Raw genomic sequence first — 16,147 nt, forward strand, 5'->3', positions numbered from 1 at the left:
TGGAATTGGAACCGCAAAGACGGAGTGACGCGTTCCGGGTCATCGCGACGATTTAAACGGTGTAGGTCAGAAATTGCGCTTCACCTGGCAAGGCGGTCGCCACTGCCGGAAGTGGCTTCACTTGTCTCGGCATTGCGCTGCCGCAGACGCAGGATCGCCGACGCCTCACGGGGATCAGGCGGCAGCACGGCATTCTTCAACGCGATCGAATAGGCGTGTTTCGGATTTTCCAGCACCTCCCTGGCATCGCCGCTCTCCACCACCACGCCTTTGCGCATGATCACTACGCGGTCGGAAATGTAATAGGCGGTCGCAAGATCGTGGGTGATGTAGACGATCGAGACGTTGAGAGCGTCGCGCAGATCGCGGAAGAGATTGACGATCGACATGCGAAGCGATGCGTCGACCATCGAGACCGGCTCGTCCGCCACGATCAGCTTCGGCTCGGGTATCAGCGCACGGGCGACGGCGATGCGCTGCAATTGGCCGCCTGAAAGCTCATGCGAGAAACGACCTTTTATCTCCGCCATCGACAGGCCGACACGTTGAAGGGCGACATCGGCAAGCGCTTCCTTTTCGGCCCGGCTCTTCGCGCCCTTGAAGCGATGGGCGGTGGCCAGCAGATACTCGTCGATCCGCGTCAGCGGATTGAAGGCTTCGAACGGATTTTGAAAGACCGGCTGGACCTTCGCCATGAAAGCCTCGCGATCCCGACGGGAACGCACCGCCTTCACATCCGTACCGTCGAAATGAATGCTGCCCCGATCGGCCTTTTCGCTGCCGAGGATCATCTTCGCCAGCGTCGATTTTCCGGAACCGGATTCGCCGACGATCGTGAATATCTCGGGCTTGTCGGCGGCAAGCGCAAAGCTGACATCGTCGACCGCCTTCATCTTTTCGCGCGAGAAGAAACCGCCGATCGGAAAGAGCTTGGTCACATGGTCGAGTTCGAGAAGAAAATGGCTGCTCATTGGATCTGGTACTCCCCGGCACGGAAGCATGCGACCCGCCCTCCCGTGGCGCTCGGCAGCATGGCCGGCACTTCACGTGCGCATTTGTCGATCGCGATCGGACAGCGCGGATGGAAACGGCATCCCGAAGGCGGATCCGAAAGTGCCGGCGGCTTGCCCCTGAGGCTCTTCCGCGTCGAGACGTCGCCGATGCGCGGCAGGCTGCCGATCAGGTGGACGGTGTAGGGATGCTGGGGATTGTCGAAGATCGCCTGCGTCGGCCCCTCCTCCGCCAGCCGTCCCGCATACATGATGGCCAGCCGGTCGGTGATGGCGGCATGTACCGACATGTCGTGGGTTACGAAGATGACCGAGGACTGCATGCGGGCCTGCACTTCCTTGATCAGCGCCAGAACGTCCTGCTGCACGAGCACGTCGAGCGCCGTCGTCGGCTCGTCGGCGATGATGAATTCCGGCTCGCAGACAGTGGCGAGAGCAATCGTCAGACGCTGGCGCATGCCGCCCGAAAGCTGATGCGGAAAGGCCTCGAGCACATGCGGATCGAGATGCAGCCTGGCAAGATGCGCCTCGACGCGCGCCCGGAAGGCGGCGGGATCGAGGTTCATATGGCGGGAGGCGAAATCGGTGAAGGCGTGTTTGACCCTTCTGACCGGGTTCAGCACGTTCATCGAACCCTGCATGATGTAGGAAAGGTGACGCCAGCGTGCCGCCTTCATCTTCGCCGGTTCGCCGTAGACATCGATCGGCCCGTCGGCAAAATTGAATTTCACCGTTCCACCGACGACGCGCATCGGCGGACGGATGGCGCCCGCAAGCGTCTTGATCAGCGATGTCTTGCCGCTCGAGGATTCGCCGGCAATGCCGTAGATCTCGTTCTTGCGGATGGTCAGGCTGATATCGTCGACGGCGCGGATTTCCCGCCGCACGCCGAAATAGTCGTTGACGTAATAGCATTTCAGCCCGTCGATCGTCAGTGCGTCCACGGTGTTTTCGGCAAGGGTCAAAGGCTGCGTCCTCATCAGGTTCTGCATCTCCTCAAGCTCCCATGCGGGCGAGCCGCGAGCGCGGGTCGATATATTCGTTCACCGACATGGCGAGCATGAACAGACCGAGGAAGAGGATGACGACGAAGAGCATCGGAAAGGCGACCCACCACCATATGCCCGATACCATCGCGGAATGCGCATTGGCCCAGTAGATCATGCCGCCGATCGTCGGCCGGTTGATGTCGGAAAATCCGAGGACCGAGAGCGTTACCTCGAGACCGATCGCCCAGATCATGTTGTTCATCGTCGTGAAGAAGACGATCGGCATAACATAGGGCAGGTGTTCGCGGATGAGAATCTGCGGTGTGCGCATGCCCGAAAAGACCGCGTGCCGGGTGAATTCCCGCTGACGGAGAGACAGGGCGACGGAACGGATCAGGCGGCTGTCGTGCGTCCATCCGAGCAGCGCTGCGGTGATCGCCAGCATGAACCACGTCATCTGGTCGCGGAGCACGAAGACCAGAAGCAGCAGGATCGGAATGTTAGGCAGTGCGCCGAGCGTATCGTTGACCGCCATGATGATCTGGTCGGTTCGCCCACCGATATAGCCGGAGATCAGCCCGACGGCGATGGCGATGATGCGGCTGACGAATGCGACGATGATGCCGAAGAACAGCGTATTGCGCATAGAGGCGGCGATCTGCCAGAAAACCTCCTGGCCGCGCGAGGTGGTGCCGAGCCAGAATTCAGCCGAAGGCGGCATGTCGGGCGCGACGACATAGATGGCATTCTCGTCATAGGGCGAGAAGAACGATGCCACGATCAGAGCCAGGATGATAGCAATCAGGATGGTTCCGAGCAGGAACTCCTTGTTATAGCGCAGCAGGTCTCTGAGGACTTTGAACATCACGGATTACCCCAGTTTCACGCGTGGATCGATCAGCGGATAGATGATGTCGATCACGAAGACCGCGGCGGCAACCGCGATGATGGCGATTGTGGTGACACCGAGCACGAGGCTGTAATCGCCGGAATAGATGCCGGAGATCAAAAGCTTGCCGATCCCGGGATAATTGAAGACGAACTCGACGATGACGGCGCCGCCGAAGACGTTTCCGAGACTGAGTGCCAGGCCGGTGACCTGCGGCAGCATGGCGTTGCGCGCCACATATTGCGAAAAGATGCTGCGCGAGCGCACGCCGCCAAGTTCGGCATAGACGACGTGGTCGTCGGTGACGATGTTGGAAACCAGCGAGCGCATCGAGATGAACCAGCCGCCGACGCCGACGAGCACGAGGGTCAGGGCCGGCAGGATGCCGTGTTCGATCACCGAGCTGATGAAGGCCCAGTTGAAGGCCGGCGCGAGATTGACCTGCGCGCCGTCGCTGATCGGCAGGATCGGCCAGATGAAACCGAAGAGGATCACCAGGCTGAGACCGATGATGTAGGTTGGGATCGGCTGCAGCGCCATGATGACGATGCCGGCAACCTTCAGCAGCTTGCTGCTGCGGAAATAGCCGGCAAGCGCGCCGAGAAAATTGCCGATGATCCAGGAAATGATCGTTGCGAGCGTCAGAAGCCCGACGGTCCAGGGCAGCGCTCGGCCGATAACAGTCATCACCGGGGTCGGGAAAGACGAAAGCGACGGGCCGAAATCGCCGGTCAGGACACGGCCCCAGAAGGTGAAATACTGCTCCAGCAGCGGGCCGCCGGTGCCGTAGAGCTCGCGCAGCGATTCGCGGAGGATTTCGACGGCCTGCGGATCGGTGGAGCCGAAGCTCGTCAACAGCGACACGGTCTGCTCGATCGGATCGACCGGCGAAAAATGCGCGATCAGGAAGGCCAGCGTGATGCCGGTGAAGACCACGAAGAGAAATTGCAGAAAGCGTTTTGCCGCATAGATCAGAAAGCCGTTCATGACATCGACCCTTCAATAGCAGAACGGAAACAGCCGGCGGCCGGCTGTTTCCTTTGTTGTGCCTCGATCAAGGCTTCGGCGCATCCGGATTGGCCTTCAGCCCGACCACCATGTAGCGAATGTTCGACCAGTTCGGACCCGAGGCCGAATAGGGATTGTCGGCGCTCGGATAGTTGGTCCAATAGGTCGTATCGAGCGGTGCGAACTTGTTGTAGGCCATCAGCGGGATCATCGGCATTTCCTCGACGGCAAGCTTCAGGAAGTCCTGGCCGAGCTTGGCGACATCGGGCGAATCGAAGGCGATCGACCGATTGCGCTCGATGATCTGGTCGAGACGCGGATCCTGCCAGCGCTGCAGATTGCGCGGCGGCTGGATCTGCCCGACCGGCTTGATGAACTCCGAATGATAGCTGTCGAGGAAGAAGGAGAGGTCGGGATGACCGCCCCAGGTCTCGATGCTCCAGTAGATCGCCGCCTCGAAGTCGCCGGTGCTGAGACGCTGGCCATTGGTCGGGCCGGCGACATCGACCTTGGTGGCGATGCCGGCTTGCGTCCATTGCTGGGCGATCACCGTGCCGGCGCGGGCAAGCGTCGGGATGGCATCGCCTTCCACCTGCAGGCGGATCGCAAAGGGCGTGCCGTCAGGCTTCACCCACTGGCGGCCGCTTTTCTTGAAGCCTGCCTTCTGCAGCAGCTCGGTTGCAGCCTCAACGTCCTTCTTCCACCAGCCGAAGCCGAATGTGCGCTGCAGCTTGGCCGGATCGGTCGGGATCTGATCGGCCCATTGGCCGCGCACCATATTGGCGATCTGCGCCGAGATGTTCGGATCGTAGGGTTTGATCTTGCGGGATCCGGTGTCGAGCTCGAAATTCGTCAGCCAGTCCTGCATCGGTGCGTAATAATCGTCCGGGGCAGAACCCGTCGGCGGCGTGGCAAGGGCGGCGATATTCGCCGCGCCGCGGTAGGAGCCGAGCGCCACTTCGCGGATATCGATCAGAAGAGCGAGAGCCCAGCGCACGTCCTTATTGTCGAAGGGCGCCTTCTTCGTATTGAAGAGAACGGAAGGCAGCGTCGGGTCCGGATGCGCGAAAGGAAAGCCCTTCAGCCAGGAGGCCGTGGTCTTGCTGTCGCGCATGATCGAGAACATGCCCTCGGGCGCCATATCGTTGATGACGTCGAGATTGTGGTTGCGCTGTTCGATGACGCGAGCTTCGGGATTGCCGGCCGCACGATAGACGACGTATTTGACCTCAGGCGGCTGTGCCGCAGCCAGGCCGATCGACGTGCGCTGCCAGTCGTCGCGCAGCTTCCAGATCGTCCAGTTGCCGCCCTTGTCATAGCTTTGCAGCTGGTAGGGCCCGAGCGAAACCGGCGGATTATTGTTGAAGGACAGCGGATCTGCGACCTTCTCGAAGACGTGCTTCGGCATGATCCAGGCGGCATTCCAGCGCACGGTGAAAAGCGTGTGGAAGCGCGAGTTCGGTTTCTTCAGATGAAAGACGACCGTCTGCGGATCCGGATTTTCCACGCTCGCGACATTGACGGTGAAGGGCGCGCTCCAGGACATGCCGGGATGATCGATCTGCGTCTGCACCGTATAGACGACGTCGTCGCTGGTGAATTCGACGCCATCGCTCCAGAAGATGCCCTTGCGCAGCTTCACCGTCATCTCTGTGAAGTCAGCATTATAATTCGGCGGCTCGCTGGCCAGCGCATTCTGCCAGGCATCCTTGCCGCCCTCGGGATTGATGAACCACAGCGTGTCCGTGGTGAGCTGCTGCAGGCCATTGACGTTTGCTGCCCCCCCGCCTCCCGGAGCCCAGACGTTGAACCAGTCGGCATTCTGTTGCGGCGTGCCCTGGATGATCAGCGTTTCGTTGCGCGGTATGCCGGCAATGAAATCCTGCGCAAACGCCGGAAGGGCCATGAGCGACAATAAGGCAACGGCTGCATATTTACGGAACTTCATCGGATGCTCCTCCTCCTCAACTCGCCAAGGCGAGCGCTTCCCGTAATCAATTGACGATGGCGTCCAGCGAACCCCTGCCTGCGCGTGCCGCAGGGACACATGCACTCCTCGGCGGCGGGCGAACTCACGCCATAGTTATCGACAATTTTTTGAGAAACGGCAACTGATAATTTTGTCAGTTGTAAAAAATAGCGCGTTTACAGGCTTTTTCGAAGAACAGCGATGATCGGCTTTTTTATATTATTGACAAAGTGAGCGTTTGGCTTAGCTTTTGCGGCGAGCGCGGCGCCCTCCCAAGAGGCCGCACTTCATCACCAGACAGGTCGGCTGCTTTCGGGAGGAGGCTTTGGCATGACCGTTCAAGAGGACACTAGGATGAGCAGCCCCTATGACGTGACAGTCTCCGTTCACGCCAATCGGCCAACCGGCAAATACGAACCCTTATGGAACTGGTTCGGATACGACGAGCCGAACTACACCTACTCCCCGCACGGCAGGAAACTGCTCAAGGAGCTTACAGAGCTCAGCCCAGAGCCGCCGCGCATCCGCGCGCACAATCTTCTGACCAGCGGCGATGGCCTGCCTGCCCTCAAATGGGGTTCGACCAATGCCTATACCGAGGATGCGAACGGCAATCCGGTCTACGACTGGACCATCATCGACAAGATCTTCGACACCTATGTCCAAGCCGGCAATATTCCGCTCATCCAGATCGGCTTCACGCCCGAGGCGCTCTCCGACTTCGACGGCCCCTATCGCCACCAATGGGAGCCGGCCGACAAATACGCAACGATCACCACCGGCTGGACGGCCCCGCCGACGGACCTGAAGAAATGGGGCGACCTGATCGAAGCATGGGCGCGGCATCTGGCCGAAAGATATGGCGAGGACGTCGTTTCAAGCTGGCCGTGGGAAGTGTGGAACGAGCCGGACGGCCACTACTGGACCGGCACCATCCCGCAATTTTGCGAGATGTATGATGTCAGCGCCAAGGCCTTGAAACGCGCGCTTCCGAAGGCCCGCGTCGGCGGGCCGCACACCTGCGGCGCCTTTGCCAATGAAAAAGCCCAGACCTTTCTGCGCGCCTTCCTCAAGCACGTGGTCGACAACAAGTCGCCGATCGATTTCCTCGCCTTCCACGCCAAGGGCAATCCGGTGATCTACGAGGGTCACGTGCGGATGGGCCTGCACAAGCAACTCCGCGACATCGAGACGAACCTTGCCATCATCAATGAGTTTCCGGAACTCCGCCACCTGCCTGTGGTGATCGGCGAATCCGATCCGGAAGGCTGTGCGGCCTGCTCCGCACGCGTCCATCCGCAGAACGGCTATCGCAACGGCCCGCTCTACGGCGTCTATGTCGTCGAGAGCATGATCCGCACCTATGAGCTTGCAAGACGCGCCAACATCCATATCGAAGGCGCGGTCACCTGGGCCTTCCTCTTCGACGATCAGCCCTATTTCGACGGCTTCCGCGATCTTGCGACCAATGGCGTCGACAAGGCTGTCCTCAACGGCTTCCGCATGCTCGGCAAACTCGGCGGCGAATGGCTGGAATCGGAAAGCGATTTTCGCCGCGATATCGAGGATATCATGAGCCATGGCGTTCGCGGCAAGCCCGATGTCAACGTCGTGGCGACCCGCGACGACAAGGGCGTTTCCATTCTCGTCTGGCATTACCACGACGATGATGAAGCCGGGCCGTCCGCAGACATCACGGTCAATCTCGACGGCTGGGGCGACAAATCCGCCTCGCTCAGGCATTTCAGGATGGACGAGGAGCATTCCAACGCCTTTGGCGTCTGGAAAGCGATGGGCAAGCCGCAGAATCCGGCCGGCGAAGACTATGCCAGGCTGGAGGCCTCGGGACAGCTCGCCGAGATCGACGGTCAGGCGTCGGTCAAGGTCGATGACGGCAAGATCGCCCTCAAGGTCTCCCTACCGCGTCAAGGCGTGTCTCTCCTGCGCCTCGATTGGTGAGCCGGTAGGCGAAGGGAGCGCAATCGAATGATTGCGCTCCCTTTCAAACGACCGGTCAATTCTCGCTGACATAGGCAAGATAGCGTTTCTTGCTCGGCTGCAGATGGTCGACGCAGAGTTGGGCGAGAACCCAGTTATCCCCACCGCGCAGCATCTCGATCATCAGCCGGTGGTGCTCGTGCGAGATGCGCAGCGATTCCTTGCTCGACATCGAATTGGCACGCACCGGCAGGCTGAGCCGCATATAGAGCTCGATCGATTGCACCAGATGCGTATTGCCGCAGGCGCCGAAGAGCGTCAGGTGGAATTTGTCGTTGGCCTCGTGCACACCCCTGAGATAGCCGGATTCGATGTGGCGGCCATGCTCCTCGTGTAGCGCCAGCAGCTCCTCGATCAATGATTCGGGCGCCGGCAGCCTTATCCACAGTGCTGCCTGCCGTTGCAGCAACTCACGAACGTCGTAGATTTCCTGGACCTGGCGAGCCGTCAGCGAACGGACCGTCGCCCCCTTGTTGCGCTCCCGCACCACGATGCCCATCGTCTCGAGCTGCACGATCGCCTGCCGGGCGAAATGGCGCGTGACATGAAAGCGGGCAAGGAGCGTGTCTTCGGTCAGACGGGTTCCGGGCGCAAGCCGCCCGAAAATGATGTCCTCCTCCAGCGCGCGGGCAATACTTAGATCATCATGCTCGATGCCGTCTTCGCGGCTTTCGTTGAGCGTCTGCAAATGTCATCTCCTCTGAAGCATAACCCCGAAAATCGAAGTCGATTTTCGGAAAGGGATTATGCGCCAATTAATGTGATAGAGCGTCCTTAGCGCGTCCTGTCGGACGCGCGGCGCTCTAACGGCGAGCCATGTTACAGTGGATTGCGTTCCGGGTCGAACCGGCTCAGGCGATAGATATCCTCGACAAGCGCAAGCGTCTTGATGTTATCGTCCGGCGATGTCTCCATCGCCACCTTTCCATCGAGGCTGTCGAGGAAATGCGCAATGGTTGCGTCATAGGCGCCCTGGTAGGTCTCGTCAGGATCGAAGCTTTCCCGGCGCTGCTGCGCACCCTCGGCCGTGAGCAGATTGCCGTTCAGTTCGAGCGTGCCGCGCGCCCCGAAGATGCGTAGGTGATCGCGCGGCGCCGGCGGCGCGCCATGCACGGCGAGATTGGCATTGATGGTGACGAGAACGCCATCGCTCGTCCGGCGCAGGACGACGCTTGCGACATCTTCCGCGACGATATCGCGATTGCTCCTCTCAAGCCGTGCACTGACCACCTCCATCTCGCCCAGAAGATATCTCAGCGTATCGAGATGATGGATCATGACTTCCATGACCAGCAATCGCTGCTGCGTCCGGAAGAACGGCTGGCGCACCAGCGCCGGTCTCTTTCCCTCCGCATCCGCGATCATCCCGCTGGACAGGAATTCGAACTGCACCTGCCGGATCTCGCCGGCAAACCCCTCGTCGAGCCACGCCTTCAGCCGCCGATAATAAGCGCGGAACCGCCAGTTCTCGTGGATCATCAGCCTGCCCCTACCGGAAAGGCTTGCCAGCAGATCGACCGCCTCGCCGTAGGAGGGTGCGAGCGGCTTCTGGCAGATGATGTCGAGGCCCTTTGCCGCCGCCAGCCGGACCAGTTCGACATGGAACTCCCGCGGCGCGCAGATATCAACGGCATCGAGCTGCTCGGCATCCAGCATCGCCTGAACGCTCGCATAGCTGCGCGCGATATCGAAGTCGGCAAGCCGGGCTTCGATGGCGCTCGGCGACGGGTCGGCAATCGCCACGACCTCAGCTCTTTCCGATTGCCGCATCCATGCAGGCAGATGGTAGGCACTGACCCAGCCGGCACCGATAATGCCGATACGCCGTCGTTCCGTTCCCATCATCGTGCTTCCTCTGTATTCAATCCCATTTTATCAATAATCTATCCTGCTTCATCGCAAAAGCCAATCATCGGATTGCCGAACGAAAGCGTAAATTTCGGAGATTACCATTGTATTTTATGGTGATCGCCAAAGAAATCCAAAAATACGATACAGTGGCGCCATCTTATTTATTGACAATCCTCCACATCCCTCTACGCTGACAGCACGGCCATGGAGCAATTTGGCGAGGGAGGAACAGGTTTGTCGAACGGTCTTCGCCGCAAGCTGACGAGTTATGGCGATCAGGGATTCTCCCTTTTCCTGCGCAAAGCATTCATCAAGGCCATGGGCTATTCGGACGATGCGCTCGACCGTCCGATCGTCGGCATCGCCAATACCTACAGTGATTTCAATCCCTGTCACGGCAATGTGCCGCAACTCATCGAGGCAACCAAACGTGGCGTGATGCTGGCGGGTGCGATGCCGATGGTGTTTCCGACGATCTCGATCCACGAGAGCTTTGCCTCGCCGACCTCGATGTATCTGCGCAATCTGATGGCGATGGAAACGGAAGAGATGATCCGCGCCCAGCCGATGGATGCCGTCGTCCTGATCGGCGGCTGCGACAAGACCCTGCCGGCCCAGATCATGGCGGCCGCCAGCAGCGAGATACCGGCGATCTTCCTGCCGACCGGCCCGATGGCCGTCGGCCACCACAAGGGCGAACGGCTTGGCGCCTGCACGGATTGCCGCCGCTTCTGGGGACGCTTCCGCGCCGGAGAGATCGACGAGGCCGAGATCGCCGAGGTCAACAACAAGCTGGCCAGCTCGATCGGCACCTGTACGGTGATGGGCACAGCGAGCACCATGGCGAACCTGACCGAGGTCATGGGGCTCTGCCTTCCCCGCGCCGGTTCCGCACCGGCCGTAGAATCCGAACGGGTCCGCCTTGCGGAGGAGACGGGCCGTGTCGCCGCGCGTCTCGCCATGGATGAGGCTGCCCCGACGGTGCGCGATATCCTGACGCCGCGGGCAATCCGCAACGGTCTCGTGGCGCTGCAGGCGATGGGCGGCTCGACCAATGCCGTCGTCCATCTTGCCGCAATCACCGGCCGCCTCGGCCTGCGCCTCGACATGGCCGAACTCGACCGGCTGGGCCGAAGCATTCCCCTGCTCGTCGACCTGCAGCCCTCCGGCCAGCATTATATGGAGCAGTTCCACGAGGCGGGCGGCGTCCCCGCCCTGTTGAAGGCGGTGCGCCATGAAATCGACGGCAGCGCCCCGACGGTCTACGGCAGGACGATCGGCGAAATCATCGACGATGTCGTCGACGAACCGGGCCAGACCATCATCCGCACCGTCGAGAAACCATTGAAGCCGATCGGAACGATCGCCGTCCTGTACGGCAATCTTGCGCCGCGCGGCGCCGTCATCAAACAATCGGCTGCCTCCAAGGAACTGCTGCAGCATATCGGACGCGCCGTCGTCTTCGATTCCGTCGAGGATATGACGCTGCGCATCGACAGCGACGATCTCGACGTCCATGCCGATGACGTTCTGGTTCTGCGCAATGCCGGACCAAAGGGTGCGCCCGGCATGCCGGAAGCCGGCTATCTACCCATCCCCCGCAAGCTGGCGCGGCAGGGTGTGAAGGACATGGTGCGGATTTCCGATGCCCGCATGAGCGGCACGGCCTTCGGCACGATCATCCTCCATATCGCGCCAGAGGCGGCCGATGGCGGGCCTCTGGCGATCGTCCGCACCGGCGATCGCATTCGCCTCGACGTCGAGGGCCGGCGTATCGATCTCGATATCGACCAGGCGGAATTCGATCGCCGCATGCTTGATGTCGTCAATCGGCCCGCCCCGGCCCCGGCGCGCGGCTATGCCAAGCTCTACCAGCAGCGCGTGCTCCAGGCTGACGAAGGCGCCGATTTCGACTTCCTGCAAAGCGAGGAGCTCGACGCGCGATGAGCGCCGCTGATATGGAGGCACCGCTTTGCCTGCCCCGCCGGCCGCTGACGCGGTTGCCGCGGGCGGCGCTGCCGCAAGGCACGGTCGATACGCATTTCCACGTCTTTCGCGCCGGCGCTCCGCTCAATACCCCGCGCAGCTACACGCCTGACCTAGCGACGATTGCCGACTGGATCGAATTATCCGGCAATCTCGGCATCGCCAGGGGCGTATTGGTGCAGCCCAGCGTCTATGGCCTCGACAACAGGGTGCTGCTCGAGGCGCTGGCCGCCTATCCGGATCGTCTGCGCGGCATCGTCGTCATCGATCCCGAAACCGCAGAAACCGAGATAGAACGGCTCGACCGGCTCGGCGTGCGCGGCGTGCGGATCAATACGCGCAACAAGGGCGGCCTCCCACTCGCCGCCGCCAGGACACTGGCGGAAAGCATTGCCCCTCTCGGCTGGTCGCTGCAGTTGCAGATCAATCCCGAACAACTTCCCGATATTGCGGCAACGCTGTCCGGCATCCGCCTGCCCATCGTCATCGACCATCTCGGCTTCATTCCGCTTGCCAGAGAGACGAGATCATTGCATGTCGATGCGCTGAAAAGACTGATGGACAGAGCCGAGGCCTACGTCAAAGTAACCGCACCCTATCGTCTGACGAAGGATGTGAATTACGACGGTTTTGCCGAGGTCGCCTGCGCTCTTGCCGCCAGCCATGCGGAAAGGCTGCTCTGGGGCAGCGATTGGCCGCACACCGAATTGTGGGACGGCATGCCCGACGACGCCGAGCTGGTAGAGACTATGCAGGCCGCCATCGACGACCCCGCGGTTGCTGAAAAGATTTTTGTTCGAAATGCCGAAGCGCTGTTCTTCGGCCGCTGAATTGGAGAGCACCAATGGCCAGACTGACTGAAGATGCCAAGGGCGTCTATGTGATCGCCGTAACCCCCTTCGCCGATGACGGCGCGCTCGATCTCGCCAGTATCGACAGCATGGTCGATTTCTATGAGGATGCCGGCGTCACCGGCCTGACGGTGCTTGGTCAGCTCGGCGAGGCTCCGAAGCTGACCGCCGAGGAATCGCGGACAGTCGTCGAACGGGTGCTGAAGCGCCTCGACGGGCGCCTTCCCGTCGTCGTCGGCGTTTCGGCGCCAGGGCTTGCGCCGATGAGCGAACTCGCCGAAGCCGTCATGGGCAGGGGTGCCGCCGGCGTCATGGTCGCGCCACCCTGGACCGTCAAGACCGACGATCAGGCTTTCGCCTTCTACCAGTCGGTCGGCGAGGCCCTGGGCAATACGCCCTTCGTGCTGCAGGATTATCCGCTCACCACCAATGTGACGATCGCGCCCAAGGTCATCGAGCGCATCGTTAATGAGGTGCCGAACTGCGTCATGCTCAAACATGAAGATTGGCCGGGTCTTTCGAAAATCTCGGCACTTCGCGCCGCCAGCGACAAAGGCGCCATGCGGCGCATCTCCATCCTCTGCGGCAATGGCGGGCTTTTCCTGCCCGAAGAGATGGGCCGCGGCGCCGATGGCGCCATGACCGGCTTTTGTTATCCCGAGATGATGGTTGGCGTCGTCGAGGCCTATGCCGCCGGAAATCCCGATCGCGCCCATGCGATCTTCGATGCCTATCTGCCGCTCGCCCGCTACGAACAGCAGCAGGGCATCGGCCTTGCCTCGCGCAAATATGTGCTTGCCAAGCGCGGTGTGATCAAGTCCGCCACCCTGCGCAAGCCGGGCGCCAAGCTCTCGGCGCTCGATATTGCCGATGTCGAGCGCTTGCTGGCGCGCCAGGCCATCCGCCTCAAGGAGATCGGGGCGTAACGCACCGGCGCAAATCCGAAGCCGCTGGATCATCGCTATGGTGCTGCAGCGCGAGCAGATGGGTATGTCCATCTCGTCCGTGAGGCTGAAACCCGAGCGACTCCCAGAACTTCGCCGCACCATCGTTTCCCGCATGAACGGTGACGACGATGCAGAAGGAACGCGCATGGTCGAGCAGAGCCAGGGCAAGCATCCGGCCGATGCCGCGCCCGGCGCATTGCGGGACGAATGTAGAAACGCCGCATCCGCAGCGCCCCTGACATGGCCGTTTCAACAGTCATGCCGCCGATGCCGGCGAGCTTCCCATCGGCATAGGCGCCAAGCAGCCTTTCGCCGTCACGATCGAACCTGACGGCGCCGGTCGACCATTCGTCGACAAGGCGGGCGACATGGCGATGGCCCTCCCGCCGGGCCTCGCTTTCGAGATCCGCGATCTCCTGCGGCAACCGATCGCGGATCCGGCGGATATCGATCGTCATGGCGATGCCGGTGGTTAGATTGCAGGAACCGGAATCTCGCGGCGCGTCGCCGCAACCGGCAGGCCGACCGGCACGAAACTCGCGTCACCATCGACTGCCATGTCATGCACCGTATGTTTCTCCAGCGCCTTGGTCACCTCGTTGAGGTCGCCGTCCAGCTGTTCGGCCGGAATAAGATTGCCGATGACGAAATCGAAGCGGTCGCCACGTTTGTTCAACAGTTCGTGGAACACTGTCATGTCGCGAAGCTCCGTCGACCACTTCGCCAGCCAGTAGAACAGGCCGGAATTGCGTGCGGTCATATGGACGGGAAGGATCGGCAGATTGTATTTGCGCGCCAGCCCGACGGCCGAGGTCTTCCACGGACGTTCATTCAGCCGGCCGTTCGCCCAATAGGCGATGCGGCCTGAGGGAAAGAGCACTGTTGCCTTGCCTTCCTTCACCGCATGGTTGGTCAGCTGCAGCGTTTCGCGCGCTTTCAGCTTGCTCTTATGCTCCTCCCGCCATTCGACGGGAATGATCATCTCGGCAAACCGCGGATTGACGCGGATCGCATCGCGGTTGGCAAAGAACATCATGTCCGGCCGGCGCGTTTTCAAAAGATCGAACACGGCAACGCCGTCGGCGATGCCGGTCGGATGGTTGCTGACGAGGATGAAGCCGCCGGCATCAGGGATACGTTCGCCATTGGTGATGCCGATGTCGAGCCTCAGCACATCGCTCAGATATTCAAACGACTGGAAGCCCGGCATTTTCGCGACCGCATTGGCGAATTCGAGCGCCTTGTTGTAGCGCAGCAGCGTATAGAGGAACGGCCGCATGACCGGCCAGAGCGGATTTTTCACGATCCTCTGGCCGCGTTCGGCAATCAGCGTATCGACGATATGACCGGGCTTTCCGTGTGAAACGAGAGCGATCGCTTCCGCGAGCTGTCCGAAAGCCGTCATGGAATCGCGCCGTGCCATGAAAGATCCTGTCTATAGGGTATAAGCTATCGCAGTTGAATATGATCGAAGGATGACAAAGGCTTGGCCGGCATTAGCAATTCCATAACTGTTCCTGCTCCAAATTGGCGGACTTGAAGGCAAAATCAAGGCCCGCAACGTGAACGAACTGCTTGTTATCGCCGATCAGCGCCTGATGGCGGAACGGGCCGCGTGGCTCGAAAACCTCGCCAGGGAGCGCCGTCTTTCCGAGCACACGCTCGACGCCTACGAGCGCGACACCCGCCAGTTTCTGACCTTTCTGACCGGCCATCTCGCCGGCCCGGCGACGCTCAGCGATATCAGGGAATTGCGCCCCGCCGATTTCCGCGCCTTCCTGGCGGCCCGACGCAAGCAGGGTTCCGGCGCCCGATCGCTCGGCCGCAATCTCGCCGGTCTTCGCTCGCTGCTGCGCCATCTCGAAAAGAAAGGCCTGGTCAATGCCGCCGGTGCTGCCGCGGTGCGCTCGCCGAAACAGCCGAAATCACTGCCCAAGCCGCTGTCGGACACCCAGGCGATCACCGTCGTCAGCGACGACGCCCAACTCCATGACGAACCCTGGATTGCGGCGCGCGATGCAGCAGTGATGACGCTGCTCTACGGCTGCGGCCTGCGCATCTCCGAAGCGCTGGATCTTACTCCCGCCGACCTGCAGAAGGGCGCGACGACGCTGCGCATCACCGGCAAGGGCAACAAGACGCGGCTGGTGCCGCTGCTCTCCGTGGTTTTCGACGCCGTCGAGAAATACCGCGCGCTCTGCCCATATCATCTCGAAAGCGGCGAACCGCTGTTTCGCGGCGCTCGCGGCGGCAAGTTGCAGGCGGCGATCATCCAGCGCACCATGCAGAAGATGCGCAGCGCCTTCGGCCTGCCGGAGACGGCGACACCCCATGCACTGCGCCACTCCTTCGCCACCCACCTGCTTGCCGGCGGCGGCGATCTGCGCACCATTCAGGAACTGCTCGGCCATGCCAGCCTTTCCACAACACAGGTCTATACCGGCGTCGATGCATCGCGGCTCCTCGAGGTGTATGATCGGGCGCATCCGCGAGCGTAGCGCATCGGCCCGAAAATCGGACCGATTTTCGGAAAAGCACGATGCGTAGATTGAAAGTGTTACAGCGTCCTTTGCGCGTCTGAAAGACGCGCAAAGGACGCTGTAGTGGATGTCGCCCAAAAGTGCGCAGCGGTTTTGGGACAACGACATG

13 protein-coding genes and 1 pseudogene are annotated in these 16,147 nt (G+C 61.2%); 5 read left to right on the top strand and 9 right to left on the bottom strand.

Features of this window, described 5'->3' with window-relative positions; all coding sequences use genetic code 11:
* Positions 1-80: 80 nt before the first annotated feature.
* The 5 genes from OLZ32_RS25235 to OLZ32_RS25255 all read right to left on the bottom strand — a co-directional run bounded on the left by OLZ32_RS25235 (position 81) and on the right by OLZ32_RS25255 (position 5,844).
* Positions 81-971 (bottom strand): ABC transporter ATP-binding protein, encoded by an 891-nt coding sequence (locus OLZ32_RS25235; protein WP_264423364.1) that lies wholly within the window; start codon positions 969-971, stop codon positions 81-83.
* Positions 968-2,002 carry an ABC transporter ATP-binding protein gene (locus OLZ32_RS25240; protein ID WP_011653790.1) on the bottom strand — a complete coding sequence of 345 codons (1,035 nt, stop codon included), beginning with the start codon at positions 2,000-2,002 and terminating at the stop codon, positions 968-970. Before OLZ32_RS25240 ends, OLZ32_RS25235 begins: the two co-directional genes overlap by 4 nt.
* A gap of 4 nt (positions 2,003-2,006) precedes the next feature.
* Positions 2,007-2,864 (bottom strand): ABC transporter permease, encoded by an 858-nt coding sequence (locus tag OLZ32_RS25245; protein WP_077977821.1) that lies wholly within the window; start codon positions 2,862-2,864, stop codon positions 2,007-2,009.
* A 6-nt stretch (positions 2,865-2,870) separates the two neighbouring features.
* Positions 2,871-3,875 (bottom strand): ABC transporter permease, encoded by a 1,005-nt coding sequence (locus OLZ32_RS25250; RefSeq protein ID WP_264423367.1) that lies wholly within the window; start codon positions 3,873-3,875, stop codon positions 2,871-2,873.
* Between the two features lie 67 nt (positions 3,876-3,942).
* On the bottom strand, positions 3,943-5,844 hold the full coding sequence (locus OLZ32_RS25255; protein WP_017989648.1) for an ABC transporter substrate-binding protein: 1,902 nt from the start codon (positions 5,842-5,844) through the stop codon (positions 3,943-3,945).
* A gap of 351 nt (positions 5,845-6,195) precedes the next feature.
* Between OLZ32_RS25255 and OLZ32_RS25260 the strand changes: the two genes are divergently transcribed.
* Positions 6,196-7,824, top strand: a complete 1,629-nt coding sequence (locus tag OLZ32_RS25260; protein ID WP_264423369.1) for a GH39 family glycosyl hydrolase — start codon at positions 6,196-6,198, stop codon at positions 7,822-7,824.
* 55 nt (positions 7,825-7,879) lie between these two features.
* Here the strand turns inward: OLZ32_RS25260 and OLZ32_RS25265 are convergent, their stop codons facing one another.
* Both OLZ32_RS25265 and OLZ32_RS25270 read right to left on the bottom strand, forming a co-directional pair.
* Complete coding sequence (locus tag OLZ32_RS25265) at positions 7,880-8,551, bottom strand: GntR family transcriptional regulator (RefSeq protein WP_017989650.1); 672 nt, start codon at positions 8,549-8,551, stop codon at positions 7,880-7,882.
* A gap of 131 nt (positions 8,552-8,682) precedes the next feature.
* On the bottom strand, positions 8,683-9,708 hold the full coding sequence (locus OLZ32_RS25270) for a Gfo/Idh/MocA family protein (RefSeq protein ID WP_264423372.1): 1,026 nt from the start codon (positions 9,706-9,708) through the stop codon (positions 8,683-8,685).
* A 240-nt stretch (positions 9,709-9,948) separates the two neighbouring features.
* Between OLZ32_RS25270 and OLZ32_RS25275 the strand changes: the two genes are divergently transcribed.
* The 3 genes from OLZ32_RS25275 to OLZ32_RS25285 are packed head-to-tail and all read left to right on the top strand — an operon-like array spanning position 9,949 to position 13,477.
* Positions 9,949-11,661, top strand: a complete 1,713-nt coding sequence (locus OLZ32_RS25275; RefSeq protein WP_020051970.1) for an IlvD/Edd family dehydratase — start codon at positions 9,949-9,951, stop codon at positions 11,659-11,661.
* A complete protein-coding gene (locus OLZ32_RS25280) occupies positions 11,658-12,530 on the top strand; it encodes an amidohydrolase family protein (protein ID WP_264423375.1) in 873 nt (290 codons plus the stop codon). The genes OLZ32_RS25275 and OLZ32_RS25280 overlap by 4 nt, the downstream gene beginning before the upstream one ends.
* A 14-nt stretch (positions 12,531-12,544) precedes the next feature.
* Entirely contained in the window at positions 12,545-13,477 is a 933-nt protein-coding gene (locus OLZ32_RS25285) for a dihydrodipicolinate synthase family protein (protein ID WP_003543489.1), read from the top strand.
* Here the strand turns inward: OLZ32_RS25285 and OLZ32_RS25290 are convergent.
* Both OLZ32_RS25290 and OLZ32_RS25295 read right to left on the bottom strand, forming a co-directional pair.
* Positions 13,458-13,911, bottom strand: a pseudogene (locus tag OLZ32_RS25290) (GNAT family N-acetyltransferase). The gene OLZ32_RS25285 and the pseudogene OLZ32_RS25290 overlap by 20 nt on opposite strands.
* Positions 13,912-13,970: 59 nt before the next feature.
* Positions 13,971-14,921: a GNAT family N-acetyltransferase gene (locus OLZ32_RS25295; RefSeq protein ID WP_003543491.1), complete on the bottom strand. Its 951-nt coding sequence runs from the start codon at positions 14,919-14,921 to the stop codon at positions 13,971-13,973.
* Between the two features lie 139 nt (positions 14,922-15,060).
* On the opposite strand from OLZ32_RS25295, the gene OLZ32_RS25300 reads away from it, so the two are divergent.
* Positions 15,061-15,996 carry a tyrosine recombinase XerC gene (locus tag OLZ32_RS25300; RefSeq protein WP_003543492.1) on the top strand — a complete coding sequence of 312 codons (936 nt, stop codon included), beginning with the start codon at positions 15,061-15,063 and terminating at the stop codon, positions 15,994-15,996.
* The last annotated feature ends 151 nt before the right edge of the window (positions 15,997-16,147 follow it).

This window comes from Rhizobium acaciae (assembly GCF_025941625.1).
In the GTDB taxonomy this organism is placed as follows: Bacteria; Pseudomonadota; Alphaproteobacteria; order Rhizobiales; family Rhizobiaceae; genus Rhizobium; species Rhizobium acaciae.